Consider the following 12,536-nt stretch of genomic DNA (forward strand, 5'->3'; position numbering starts at 1 on the left):
CGCAGGACACCGGTAGGCTTTGCCCCGTGGGTTCTCTTCCGCTTTCGATCGACATCCTTCCCGACGACGTTCCAGTTCTCGACCTGGACCAGGCCGCCAAGCGGCTGGGGGTCTCGTCCAACCGGCTCCGCACACTCATCCGCGACCACAACCTGCTCGCGGCCTCGCGCGGAGGGGTACCCGTGATTCCGGAGGCCTTCTTCGGGTCCGACGGCCTCGCGAAGCACTTCGAGGGGCTGGTCCGGATCCTGCTCGACGGCGGTTACACGCGCGACGAGGCGATGCGCTGGCTGTTCACCGAGCAGGACGACCTGGGGCTGCGCCCGGCCGATGCGCTGCACACTCATTCGGCGCGCGAGGTGATCCGGCGCGCACAGGCTCAGGCCTTCTGACGGCGCAGCCGGTCAGCCGAGAGCCGGGCGGCCGGCCACGGCGGTGACGGCATGGCCGAGCCTGCGGTGGACCGGTACGACGGCCCGCGCGGCGAACACGTCGTGACCGCGGTCTTCGATGGCGGTGAGAATCGCGCTGTACGACCGCGCGGCCGCGCAGATCGCGGGGCGCGACCGTCGGGGCAGTGAGGCGATGGCGGGCAGCGTCCGCCGGTACTGGTCGCGATTGACGGCGATCAGATGCGCCGTCGCCCGCCGCATCCGGGGGCCGGCCGTGCCCGCGGTGGCGTCGTGACGCAGCTCCTGCTCGTCGACCCCGAAGGCGCCGAGGTGGTCGAGGGGCAGGTAGATCCGATTCCGGTTCAGATCTTCGCCGACGTCACGGAGGAAGTTCGTGAGCTGGAACGCTTCGCCCAGCAGGGCTGCACCCCGGGCGGTGTCCGGATCGGGAGCCGCGCCCAGGATCGGCAGCAGTTGCAGGCCGATCACCGCGGCCGAGCCGTAGGTGTACTCGGCCAGGGCGTCGAGCGTCGCGTAGCGGTTCCGGAACAGGGGGTCGCCGGGCAGGTCCATTCGCATCGATCGGCCGAACGCCTCGAAGGTTTCGGCAGGGATCGCGAACCGGTCGACCGACTCGGCGAGCGCAGCGAGCATGTCGGCCTCGTCCCGGCTCAGACCAGCCGGCACCGGCGCCCCCGCGAGTGCGGCGGCCAGGCCGTTCTCGAGGGCGTCGAGCCGCGCCGATCGCGGCTGCGACCCACCGGCACCGTCGACGACGTCGTCGACGGTGCGTGCATAGCCGTACAACGCGAACACCGCGCGCCGGCCGTCCACCGGCAGCAGACGCGAGGCCAGGAAGTAGGTGCGGCCGGCCGCGCGCGTGAGCGACTCGGCGAGGCGGTACCCGCGGTCGGCGTCAGCCATGGATCAGCAGGGACCCGAGCCCCCGCAGTCTGAGCGGGTCGCGGCGGCGCAGCGAGACGGCCGCGAGAACGGCGAAGGCCAGCGCCATCAAAGTTTCGAGCGGCTTGTAGAACAGGATCGAGTCGTCCGGCTGGAAGACGATGAGATAGAAGGTGCTGACTCCGACGACCACCTGCCGCACCCACATCGGGAGGGTGAATGCGACGGCCAGGCAGGCGACCCACGTGTAGTACCAGGGCAGGGTCGACGGTTCGAGCAGTAGCAGAGCGAGCATCGCCCATGCCATGCCGGCCATCGCGGACCGCTCGTCGCGACGCGACCGCCACCAGAGGTACACGAGGATCAGCGCGAGTGCGACGCTGCCGATGGCCCGCGTCACCACCAGGACCGCCTGGAGGTTGAGCGTCGCGAAGGGAGCCGCGGCGTAGGTGACGATGTGCCCGACGAAGATCGGGACGGTGAACGGGTTGATGATCCGAGAGGCGTACGACAGGCCGTTCATCCATCCGAGGCCGAGGCCGAGGATCACCGTGAAGGCACCGAACACCGCGGCGGGGATCGCGCCCGTCGCGACGAAGATCGCGACACGGTCGCGCCAGGCGATGAGCGGAGTCGGTGCCGCGGGATCGGCCGCGCGCCGCTTGCGCAGGTGGTCGAGCCAGATCCACATGACGAACGGAATCGCGATTCCCGCGGTGACCTTCACCGAGATCGCCAGGCCCAGGACCGCGAGACCCGCGACGTGCCTGCCCTCCAGCGCCAGGGCCACGCCTGCGGCCAGGAAGCCCATCATCAGCAGTTCGAGGTGTGGGCCCCCGACCAGATGGATCAGCAGCATCGGGTTCACCAGGACCAGCCAGAGCCCGAGTCGCCGGCTCGCACCGAAGTGCGCGGCGATCCGGGGCACCGCCCACATCGTCAGGAGCAGTCCGGGCAGCAGGGCGACGCGGATGGCGAACACGCCGGCGAAGACGTTGTCGCCGGTGATCCCGACGATGCCGCGCAGCAGGAGCATGAACCCGGGACTGTAGGGCGAGGTCGTGGGAGCCCAGATCTGCGCCATCGAATCGACGATCGGTCCGGGACGGTGTGCGGGTCCGTCGGTGTAGGGATCGAATCCGTGCATCAGCACCGACGCCTGACCGAGGTAGGCGTACACGTCGCGGCTGAAGGTGGGTACCGCGAACATCAGCGGCGCGGTCCAGGCGCCGACGGTGGCCATCGTGGCGCGCAGGCTCATCCGCTCGGGGCTCCGGCCGATTCGCACCCAGGCGATGACCATCAGCGCGATCCCCGTCCAGAACGCGAAGCCGGACAGCGTCTTCCCGTGGCCGTACGTCATCGGCGCCAGGCCGAGATCGGCGAGCGTCGCGTCGTTGCGAGGAACGTCGGAGAGACCGTAGCTTCCCGCGACCACCAGCAGCACACCGAGGAACCCGAGACAGGCGTCGGGATAGCGCTTCAGGAGATTCACGACCGCCCCCCGTGTCCGTTCCGGCCACGCAGGTAGTCGTCGATCCGCGCCGCGGCGAGCCCGCCGGACACGAGCACGGGCGGGATGCCGACTCCGGGCACGGTCGCGCTGCCGCCCAGAGCCAGGTTCGGCACACCCCGCCAGCGGTTGGGCGTGCGCAGCGGGCCGGTCTGCGCGACGGTGTGAGCCGCGGAGAACGGCGTCCCCGCGGGCAGACCCGATCGCAGCCAGGTCAGCGGGTGGTCGATCCGGAGCACGGTCATCGAGGACAGACCCGGGTAGCCGCGGGACTCCAGGACGCCGAGGAACTCGGCGGTGTACGGCTCGGCGAGCACATCCCACGGCAGATCGGCCGAGACCAGATTCGGTGTCGGCGCGAGAACCGACACCGACTCGGATCCGTCGGCCACGAATGTCTCCGGATCGGTGGCCGCAGACCGGGTGATCAGGAACGATCCGTCGCCCATCAGTCGGCCCGGGCGAGCGGTGAGGTCGGCGAAGGTGTCGGTCCACGCGGCGCCGAAGTCGAGAGTGTGATGGCCGGACCGCCAGCCCGCGGTGGTCCCGGCCGGCAGCACGCCGTGCACCACCACGGCGCTCGGCGAGTAGCGCAGAGTCCGCAGGCGGCGCTCGTCGTGCAACAGTTCGGCGACCGCGTCGCGTTCGAGTGTCGCGACCACCGCGTCGGCGGCGAGCCGCTGGTCGCCGACGAGCACACCCGAGGCGGAGCCGTCGGTCCGGCGCAGAATCCGGTCGACGCGTGCTCCGTACTCGATCCGCACGCCGGCGTCGGCCAGTGCGCGCTCGAGGACCCGGCCGATGCGGCCCATGCCGCCCGCGGGAGCACAGAGGCCGCGGCCGATGTCCATATCCGCGATGATGGCGTAGATCGCCCGCGCGCGGTGGGGTGGAACGCCGGCGTAGAGCGCCTGGAAGGTGAACGCCCGCTGAACCCTGGGGTCGGAGACGAATCGACCCACGGCGGCGGTGAGGCCGCCGAGCGCGCCGAGCCGGACCAGGTTCGCGGCGGCGGCGCGCGTGCGCGGTCCGGTCAGGTCGGCCAGGCCGTCGTAGTTGCGGTCGATGAAGACGTCGAACTCGGCATCGTAGACGCGGCGCAGCCAGGTCAGCAGGTCGCGAGTACCGTCGGCGGCCTCGGTCCCGAACACCTGCTCGACGGCGGCGGGGATGGCCGCGGGCTCGCGCGGTATCGCCAGCGACGAGCCGTCGGCGTAGTTCATGACGTAACTCGGGTCCACCGGGCGCAGGGCCAGCCGCTCCAGGGCCTGCTCGCGGTCGACGCCGACGGCGGTGAGTGCGTCGACGATCAACTCGGGCATGGTGAGAACCGTTGCACCCGTGTCGAATCGGTGACCCGAGATGGTCTCGGTGCGCACCAGGCCGCCGGGGGAGTCGGTGGCCTCCAAGACTGTCACCTCGTGTCCGCGGGCGCGCAGGTGGGCCGCGGCGGTCAATCCCGACAGCCCCGCTCCGATGACGACGACGTGCGAATCAGCGGTCATGGCCGTCACCGCCGTCGATGGGTGATTCGGCGGGCCATCCAGGTCAGATCGGCGCGCGCGGACTCTCCGGCATCCAGTCCGTCGATGCCGGCCAGGGCCGCGTCGAGGCGTTCGTCGATCTGTCTCTCGATCTCGGTGAGTGCGCCGGATTCGGTCAGGACGTCGCGCGCCGCGGTCAGCTCCGCCTCCGACAGCGAACGGCCGAGGCTGTCGCGCAGCAGATCTCGGCCGGCCGCCGACGCGCGCTGCAGACCCTCGGCCAGGAGTGCGGTGCGCTTGCCTTCGACGAGGTCGTCACCGGACGGCTTCCCGGTCTCCGCGGGGTCTCCGAATACACCGAGGACGTCGTCGCGCAGTTGGAAGGCGACGCCGAGATCGAGCCCGATGCGACGCAGTGAGCGTGACAACTCGTCCTCGGCCCCGGACAGCGCCGCACCGAGCTGGAGCGGCCGGGCCACCGTGTACGCGGCCGTCTTGTACTCCATCACCCGGTACGCGGCGGTCACTGACTCGTCGCCGGACGACTCGTTGGTGATGTCGAGGAGCTGACCGCCGAGCACCTCGGTCCGCATCTGAGACCACAGAACGGCCACCGGCCGCGGCAGCGGATGCGGATCGGCGGGACCGCCGTCGGCGGGAGTGATGCCGTGCACGAGGTCGTCGGCCCAGGCCAGTGCCAGATCGCCCAGCAGGATGGCCGCCGAGACGCCGTAGTGCGCGGGGTCGCCGGCGAACCCCCGGTCGCCGTGCAGGGCCTCGAACCGGCGGTGGACGGTCGGGCGGCCGCGCCGCGTGTCGGAGCGGTCGAGGATGTCGTCGTGGATGAGGGCGCAGGCCTGGATCAACTCGATCGCGGCGCCGACCCGCAATGCCGTCGACTCCCCGGGGCCGGTGTCGGCGGCCGCTTCGGGGCCGCATCGCCAGCCGGCGTAGACGAACAGCGGCCGCACCCGTTTGCCGCCCGACAGCACGAAGTCGGCGAGCACGTCGCCGGCCTCCGCGACCGCGGGGTAGATGTCGTCGAGCGCAGGCCGGCCGGAGTCGAAGAACGCCGTCAGGATCTCGTCGACCGCGGCGGGCACGTGCGCAATGTTGACCACGACTGGCAAGGTTACCGGTCCTCGTCGACAGCCCGGCCACGCGCCGCAGCGGCGGTGATCGCGGGCACAGCCGCGGCATCGGCGGCCGCGGGCCGCTCGCCGGGTGTCCGTATGATGACTGGGGTGACCGATCCGATCAGTACCGACTCCGACGTCCGCGCCCGCCCGGGGCAGTCGGTCGTGGAGCGTCTGGCCGACCCGCACTCCGGGCCGGTGCCGTTCTCCGTCGAGTTCTTCCCACCGCGCGACGCCGCCGAGGAGGCGCGACTGTGGCGTGCGGTCCGGATCTTCGAACGAATGAACCCGGCCTTCGTGTCGATGACCTACGGTGCGGGCGGATCGACACGCGACCGGACCGTGCGCATCGCGGGCGAACTCGCGACCGAGACCACGCTGCTGACCGTCGCGCATCTGACCGCGGTCAACCACAGCGTCGACGAACTCCGCGGCCTGGTGGGCGCGTACGCCGACAAGGGCATCGTCAACCTGCTCGCCCTGCGCGGTGATCCGCCCGGTGATCCGCTCGGTGAGTGGGTCAAGCACCCGGAAGGCGTGGCGTACGCCGAAGAACTGGTGCGCCTGATCGGAGAACTCGGCGACTTCCACGTGGGCGTCGCGTCGTTCCCCGAAGGCCACCACCGCGCGCCCAACCTCGCCGCCGACACCGGAAATCTGGTGCGGAAACTGCGGGCGGGCGCGGAGTACTCGGTGACGCAGATGTTCTTCGACGTCGACGACTTCCTCCGCCTGCGCGACCGTATCGTCGCCGCCGATCCCGAGCAGGGCGCCAAACCGCTGATCCCGGGGATGATGCCGATCACCTCGCTGGCCTCGGCGCGCAGGATGACCGAACTGTCCGGCAGCAAGATCCCCCCGGCGGTCGAGGAACGGCTCGCGAAGGCGGCGGGCGACGGACCGGAGGAGAATCGGGCCGACGTGCGTGCGGTCGGCATCGACCTGTGCACGGAGGCCTCGTTGCGGCTCATCTCCGAAGGGGTGCCGTGCCTGCACTTCTGCAGCCTCAACTTCGCGAAGGCGACCAGCGAGGTGCTCGAGCGCATCGGCATCGACACGCGCGGGGCGCTGGCCGGCGTCTGAGACGTGCGGTCCGCCGGAGAGGGCGACCGCACGCGGACGGCGTCAGTCGGCGCCGCGCCCGGATGTCTCGCGCTCGGGCTTCGGGGACTCCTCGTCGGACTGCGGCGCCTCGGGCTTGCGCTTCGGGCGTCCCGGACGGGGTGAGCGGTCCCGATTCTGGTAGGCCGCGTAGACGACCATCGCGACGATGATCGCGCACAGCAGGAACATGAACCAGGTCCAGCTGGGCACGGCGGCGGTCGCCGGATCCGCGTACTCCGAATCGGCCTGCAGGTCGACGTTCTGTCCCGGGCTGGGCGTCCAGACCACCGTGTCGTCGCCCGCCTGATGACCGTTGGTCGCGACCACCTCACCGCCGAACGTGATCGACAGGGAGAAGTACACGCTGCCGGGATCGGCGTCCGTCAGCGACGCCGAGCCGCGGAAACGGACGATGTCGCCGCTGCGGGACGATTTGAGATGGACCGTCGCAGACGGGTCGGGGAGGGCGGCGGCGATGATGTCGCCGAGCTGGCTGAACTGACCCGCCGAGAGTCTGTCGAAGGTGAGCTCGGACCCGACCTTGCCGTCGGGCGACGGCGCGGCCTGTCCGCCGGGGCGCGAACTCTGCGTCGACGGGGCGGGTACGGCACTGCTCTCATCCGACTTCTCCGGGAAGTCGGTGGTCCAGACCTGGCCGCTGAGCGAGGCCGGGATGTCGAAGGACGGCTTCTGCGGATGCTGATCCGGTGACGTGGCGATGATGACCGTGCCGGAGAACTGGTCTCCGACCGTGGTCGACTTGGTGAGACAACCGGTGAGCACGGGGATCAGTGCCAACAGTCCGGCTAGGGCGAGCGCGGTGCGGCGGAACGAGGTCACCGACTCATCGTGCCAGAAGAGATGCGCCAACCTGCGCAGTGTCGTCATCGGTGCGTCGGACGGACCGCGGGCGGCCGGTCATCGCGGCGGGGGACCGGCGTCCGGAAGAGGGAGCGGGCGTCCGAGGAAGGCGAACGGCCGGGCGTCTCCGGCGAAGGTGAAGTGCCGCAGGACATCCTCGAAGCCGAGGCGGCGGTAGAGGCCCCAGGCGCGATTGGCCTCACCCTGGACTTCGGGCGTCGAGAGGAGGACCTTGCTCTCCGGTCTGCCCGAGAGCAGCGATGTCAGGAGCCGTTGGCCGACGCCGCGGCCCTGACCGGCCGGATGCACATGCAGTTCGGTGAGTTCGAAGTAGTCGCGCATGAACTCGCGCGCGTCGGCGGGCCGGGTTCCGGCCTGTAGCAGTCCCGAATACAGCTGGCGGTTCCACCACTGGTCCGGTGCACCGCGGTAGCCGTACGCCACCCCGACGAGGATCTCGCGATCCGAGAGCGCCAGCGGTGCGCGCACGCGCAGCCGGGAGTACGTGGGCCGGAGCGAGTCGAGCGCGGACAGCGTCGCGAACGCGCCGAAAGCCGACCACCCGGGGCGCGCGATGTGATCGCGCCACAGCGGCAACCGGTGGGCTTCGCTTCCGCGGGGGTAGTGCATGGCGGTGATGTAGGTGTGCACCGCGGGATCGAGCCACAGGTGTGCCAGATCGGCCGGGAGGCGCGCGACGCGGATCGGGGAGGCGTCCAGTGACATGCCCGTTCCCTTCGTCGTCGGCTCGATTCGTCTGCGGCTGCCAGACTCTGGGAGCGTAGCGGCACTTGCCCATCGGCGTTCACACCGGCTACGGTTGACGCCTGTCGAACTGATGTTCGTATCGGTTGGGCGGTCCAGTGGCCCGGCGATGGGGAAGACATCGCCGGGCCACCGATCATCGGTGACGGGGTCCGCTGTCGAAGTCTTCGCGGGAGTGCCGGCGCCGTGCGACGGCCGGCCGTCGGGCCCGTCGTCGCAACGCCCTCTTTGTCGTACCCCTCTGTCATGGTTTCGTCACGAGCCCGACAGAGCCGGGCGCCGACACGGAGGAGTTGGGATGGAGCGGTCAGCAGAACGGTCCGGGCGGCAGTTCGCCGGGTTGCATCTCGCACCCGCCCCGTCGGTGTCCGGTGCACAAGCCGATCACGGAGTCGACCCGCACGTGGTGCACCGCAGCCGCGATCTCCTGGATCGGGCAGAGGACCTGTTCGAGCAGGCGGCGTCGGTGGACGACGACGGGGCCGAGCGATTCCGGCTGTTCTATCTCGCGGCGATCCGAGCCGCCGGCGCGGTGCTGGAGATCTATGAGCCCTCGGGCCGCGTCCGCCGACGCCGCGGTGCGGCGGACGCGTGGAGTCGGATCAAGGAGCGTGCTCCCCAGTGCCGGGAACTCGCCGACTATTTCGGCGAACTCTCGACCATGCGCTCGCACGTCGAGGCGGGGCTGGTGCGCACCGTCGATTCCACGTTCTGCGCGCGCGTGGAGCGCCGTGCGGTCGAGTTCCTGGACGTGGCCGACGCGACGCTGCTGGCGTACGAGCAGGGGAAGCTCACCTCGAAGCGTCCGGCGGCGCGCGGAACCGTCGCTTGAGTGCGCGGGATGATCGGCGTGATTGTGAACGCATCGTCGGCCAATGGTGGTCGAAGGGCGCTCGGGCTCGTACTATTGACATAGAGAGGCGAGAAGACGAAATCCTCGCCACGATCCAGTAAGGGAGGAGCGGTGCCGCTTTCAGAGCACGAGCAGCGCATGCTCGATGAGATAGAGAGCGCTCTCTACGCCGAAGACCCGAAGTTCGCGTCGAGCGTCACCCGCCACAAGGTGCGCTTGCCGAACGCACGTCGTCGGATCGTGGTCGCTCTCGGGTTCCTCGCTGGACTCGCATTGCTGGTCGGCGGAATGATGGTCGACGTCGAGGTCGGCGGACTGAAGATCCTCAGCTTCGTCGGATTCCTGCTGATGTTCGGGGCCGCGGTCTTCGGCCTGATGGCTGGCCGCGGGCGGATCTCGGGTCCCGACGGCGCCTCCTCGTCGAAGAAGTCCGGAAAGGCCGCGAGCGGTCACGGCTCGTTGAGCCGACGGATGGAGGATCGCTTCAACCGTCGCTTCGAGCGGGACGACCGCGATCTGTAGAACCGGCCGTCGGCACCGGCGGCTGACGGCCTGACGTGCCCTGCGTCGACAACGATCTCCCTGGCGGGGTCGCAACTTCCGAAAGGAAGATGCGGCCCCGTTTTTCGTATCTCGGGAACGTCTGTCTCCGAGGTGTCCCCACAGCGTCCCACCCCGTCTCCCCACAGTGCCCCACCCCCTCTCCCCACAATGCCCCACCTACCGCTCTTGGTTGGTCTCACCAGTCACTTCGTTACCTTTTGACCCCTTTCGTAACGACACTAGTGAGCTGCGACACGTCGATGATTGCTGAGAATCCAGTGAAGCTCAGGCACTCTGACCTGCTCATATAGTTGATGGTGGGGAAACGGTGGGGCCTGCGGGGTGGAATGTGGTGGGAAGTGGGGTAGTGTGGGCATCACTGGGCGAGGGGGAACCGGAACCGCCGAACCCGGGAGGGTGAGGAGGTGTCGACGTGGCTCGTTTCGTCGGCACCTACACGCCCAAGCTCGATGACAAGGGGCGACTGACGTTGCCCGCGAAGTTCCGCGACGCGCTGGCAGGAGGAGTCATGGTCACACGCAGCCAGGACCGCAGCCTGTCGGTGTACCGGGCAGAGGAGTTCGACGCGATCGCCGAGAAGGCGGTCACCGCGTCGCGCAACGACCCGGAGGCCCGCGCTTTTCTGCGGTACTTCTTCGCCGGCGCCGACGAGCAGCGGCTCGACGGGCAGGGCCGCGTCAACCTCTCGGCCGAGCACCGCGACTACGCGGGGCTCACCAAGGAGTGCGTCGTCATCGGCTCGTACGACCACCTGGAGATCTGGGACGCGCAGAGCTGGCGCGACTACCAGGCCCAGCACGAGGAGGCGTTCTCCAACGCGGGATCGTCCGCCCTCGACTCGATCCTGTAACGGGATCGCGTCGACACACGTGAATTGAACATTCGGAGATCACGACTGCTGCGGTGAGTCGAGGCCTCGGCCCGATCGACCCTGACGTACTTCCCCAACGCCAGGTGCGCTCGGGCGGGGACCCCGTCTCATCGCAGGCCCACACCGCCGCAGTTCCACGGCATCGATGCCGGTGGTCTCCGGAGCGTCGCAGGGGGCGACGCCCAGAAATTATCGGCACGGTTCTCACGGCAGCAGGGAGGGAGCGGGGTGAACGCACCGCGGCAAGGCGAACACGGACACGTTCCGGTGATGGCTGATCGCATGTTCGCGCTGCTGGAACCGGCTCTCACCCGTCGGTCGCCCGACGGCGGCGGCGCGGTCCTGGTGGACGGCACGCTGGGCGCCGGCGGCCACACAGAGTACTTCCTCGAACGCCTGGCGGGTCTGCACGTCGTCGGCATCGACCGCGACACATCGGCGATCGGCATCGCCTCCGAGCGTCTGCAACGCTTCGGAGACCGCGTGGAGTTCCACCACAATCGTTACGACGAGATCGAGTCGGTGGTCGCCGCCACCGGACGCGACGAGGTCGACGGGGTGCTCCTCGACCTCGGGGTCTCGTCGATGCAGCTGGACCGGGCCGAACGCGGGTTCGCGTACGCCGTCGACGCACCGCTGGACATGCGGATGAATCCCGACGACGAGCTGACGGCGGCTGACGTCCTCAACACCTACGACCACGGCTCTCTCGCCCGAGTGCTCAGCGAGTACGGCGAGGAGCGGTTCGCGGGGAAGATCGCCTCGGCAGTGATCCGGGAACGCGCCAAGGAGCCGTTCACCACCAGCGGACGTCTCGTGGAGCTCCTGTACGCCACCATCCCGGCGGCGACCCGGCGGACCGGTGGCCATCCGGCCAAGCGGACCTTTCAAGCGCTCCGGATCGAGGTGAACCACGAACTCGACTCATTGCGCGGGGTGATCCCGGCGGCGCTCGAAGTACTCGCGGTCGGCGGCCGGGTCGCCGTGATGAGCTACCAGTCGCTCGAGGACCGAATCGTCAAGCGCGACTTCGTCCGTGCGGTGGAGAACACCACCCCGGCCGGTCTGCCGGTCGATCTGCCGGGGACCGCCCCGCGGTTCTCGCTCGTCACTCGCGGAGCCGAACAGGCAGACGCGGCCGAACGTGCGGCCAACCCGCGTTCGGCCCCTGTCCGGATCCGGGCCATCGAACGTATCGCACCGAACCACCCCGCGGGTCGCGGCGGCGGGACCGCAGACGGAAGGGGAGCACAGTGACGCTTGTGGACACTCGCACCGCCACCGGACCACGCGAGGGTTCCGACCGTCAGCGTCGACGGCGCACCGGCGCCGCGGCGAGCGAGCGTCCGTCGCGATCCAAGGCGGCCCAGCGGGCTCTCGATCGGCGCACTCGCCGTGAGCGCACCGGAGCCCGGCTGCCGATGACCGGGCGCCGCATCGCCGGAGTCCCGCTCGTGGTGCCGATCCTGGTCCTGGTGATGGGCGCCCTCGCGCTGACTCTGTTCCTGACCACCAAATCGGCGCAGGACTCGTACTCGATCGACGCGCTCCGCAAGGAGAACCAGGAGCTGCAGGCCCGTGCCGCCGAGTTGAAGGCGGCAGCCGACGCAGGCGACCAGGCGCCCGCGATCGCGCGGGCGGCCGCTCGCCAGGGGATGGTTCCGGCGTCGAACGCCGCCGAGATCATCGTCGGAGCAGACGGCAAGCCACGGCTCCGCGGCACTCCCACACCGGCGACCGGCAGCCCGCTTCCGGACCTGAACCCGGCGCCGGACCCCGTCGAGAAGATCGACAAGAACAAGGTCGACGATTCCGAGGGACTCGGTGGCGAACAATCGCAGAGTGCACCGCCGCGTACGGCGACCACTCCCGCTCCGGCGCCGTCGACGCCTGCGCCGAACCCGCGGCCGGCGCCGAACCCCCGCCCGTCCTCGGTCCCGACATCGCAGTCTCGGACGAATCCGGCACCCCAGACCTCGGTGCGCCCGGATGTCCGGAATCGGGTGAGTCGGCCCACCGATGTGGCGTCTTCGACGACCGCCACGCCGCCCGCCAATACCGCGCCCGCGCGTTGATGCGCGCGACAATCG

Annotated in this window: 13 protein-coding genes; 7 read left to right on the top strand and 6 right to left on the bottom strand. The window is 69.8% G+C overall.

The window, feature by feature from the left end; translation table 11 throughout:
* Window positions 1-26: 26 nt before the first annotated feature.
* Complete coding sequence (locus Y710_RS05455; RefSeq protein ID WP_006895311.1) at window positions 27-392, top strand: Rv2175c family DNA-binding protein; 366 nt, start codon at window positions 27-29, stop codon at window positions 390-392.
* Window positions 393-404: 12 nt separating this feature from the next.
* On the opposite strand, the gene Y710_RS05460 is transcribed toward Y710_RS05455, so the two are convergent.
* From Y710_RS05460 to Y710_RS05475, 4 genes are read right to left on the bottom strand one after another with little or no spacing between them, the layout of a single operon-like run.
* Window positions 405-1,316 carry a phytoene/squalene synthase family protein gene (locus Y710_RS05460; protein ID WP_006895312.1) on the bottom strand — a complete coding sequence of 304 codons (912 nt, stop codon included), beginning with the start codon at window positions 1,314-1,316 and terminating at the stop codon, window positions 405-407.
* Window positions 1,309-2,790 carry an alpha-(1->6)-mannopyranosyltransferase A gene (locus Y710_RS05465; RefSeq protein ID WP_006895313.1) on the bottom strand — a complete coding sequence of 494 codons (1,482 nt, stop codon included), beginning with the start codon at window positions 2,788-2,790 and terminating at the stop codon, window positions 1,309-1,311. The genes Y710_RS05460 and Y710_RS05465 overlap by 8 nt, the downstream gene beginning before the upstream one ends.
* Window positions 2,787-4,313 carry a phytoene desaturase family protein gene (crtI, locus tag Y710_RS05470; protein WP_006895314.1) on the bottom strand — a complete coding sequence of 509 codons (1,527 nt, stop codon included), beginning with the start codon at window positions 4,311-4,313 and terminating at the stop codon, window positions 2,787-2,789. The genes Y710_RS05465 and crtI overlap by 4 nt, the downstream gene beginning before the upstream one ends.
* Before the next feature lie 5 nt (window positions 4,314-4,318).
* Window positions 4,319-5,413 carry a polyprenyl synthetase family protein gene (locus Y710_RS05475; RefSeq protein ID WP_062366701.1) on the bottom strand — a complete coding sequence of 365 codons (1,095 nt, stop codon included), beginning with the start codon at window positions 5,411-5,413 and terminating at the stop codon, window positions 4,319-4,321.
* A 114-nt stretch (window positions 5,414-5,527) separates the two neighbouring features.
* Between Y710_RS05475 and Y710_RS05480 the strand changes: the two genes are divergently transcribed.
* On the top strand, window positions 5,528-6,511 hold the full coding sequence (locus Y710_RS05480; RefSeq protein WP_062366767.1) for a methylenetetrahydrofolate reductase: 984 nt from the start codon (window positions 5,528-5,530) through the stop codon (window positions 6,509-6,511).
* A gap of 42 nt (window positions 6,512-6,553) precedes the next feature.
* On the opposite strand, the gene Y710_RS05485 is transcribed toward Y710_RS05480, so the two are convergent.
* The gene (locus tag Y710_RS05485) at window positions 6,554-7,372 is read right to left on the bottom strand and encodes an LppM family (lipo)protein (RefSeq protein ID WP_231875683.1); all 819 of its coding nucleotides are present in this window, start codon (window positions 7,370-7,372) and stop codon (window positions 6,554-6,556) included.
* A gap of 78 nt (window positions 7,373-7,450) precedes the next feature.
* Window positions 7,451-8,119, bottom strand: coding sequence for a GNAT family N-acetyltransferase (locus Y710_RS05490; protein WP_062366705.1), 669 nt, complete (start codon window positions 8,117-8,119; stop codon window positions 7,451-7,453).
* A gap of 337 nt (window positions 8,120-8,456) precedes the next feature.
* Between Y710_RS05490 and Y710_RS05495 the strand changes: the two genes are divergently transcribed.
* The 5 genes from Y710_RS05495 to Y710_RS05515 all read left to right on the top strand — a co-directional run bounded on the left by Y710_RS05495 (window position 8,457) and on the right by Y710_RS05515 (window position 12,521).
* Window positions 8,457-8,990, top strand: a complete 534-nt coding sequence (locus tag Y710_RS05495; RefSeq protein ID WP_062366707.1) for an SAV_6107 family HEPN domain-containing protein — start codon at window positions 8,457-8,459, stop codon at window positions 8,988-8,990.
* A 132-nt stretch (window positions 8,991-9,122) separates the two neighbouring features.
* Window positions 9,123-9,533: a DUF3040 domain-containing protein gene (locus Y710_RS05500; RefSeq protein ID WP_006895320.1), complete on the top strand. Its 411-nt coding sequence runs from the start codon at window positions 9,123-9,125 to the stop codon at window positions 9,531-9,533.
* A 454-nt stretch (window positions 9,534-9,987) separates the two neighbouring features.
* Window positions 9,988-10,425, top strand: a complete 438-nt coding sequence (gene mraZ / locus Y710_RS05505; RefSeq protein WP_006895321.1) for a division/cell wall cluster transcriptional repressor MraZ — start codon at window positions 9,988-9,990, stop codon at window positions 10,423-10,425.
* Window positions 10,426-10,674: 249 nt separating this feature from the next.
* On the top strand, window positions 10,675-11,703 hold the full coding sequence (gene rsmH / locus Y710_RS05510; RefSeq protein ID WP_062366709.1) for a 16S rRNA (cytosine(1402)-N(4))-methyltransferase RsmH: 1,029 nt from the start codon (window positions 10,675-10,677) through the stop codon (window positions 11,701-11,703).
* Window positions 11,704-11,708: 5 nt separating this feature from the next.
* Window positions 11,709-12,521: a cell division protein FtsL gene (locus tag Y710_RS05515; RefSeq protein ID WP_231875684.1), complete on the top strand. Its 813-nt coding sequence runs from the start codon at window positions 11,709-11,711 to the stop codon at window positions 12,519-12,521.
* The last annotated feature ends 15 nt before the right edge of the window (window positions 12,522-12,536 follow it).

The sequence above is a fragment of the Gordonia sp. QH-12 genome (assembly GCF_001578675.1).
GTDB classification, from domain to species: domain Bacteria; phylum Actinomycetota; class Actinomycetes; order Mycobacteriales; family Mycobacteriaceae; genus Gordonia; species Gordonia sihwensis.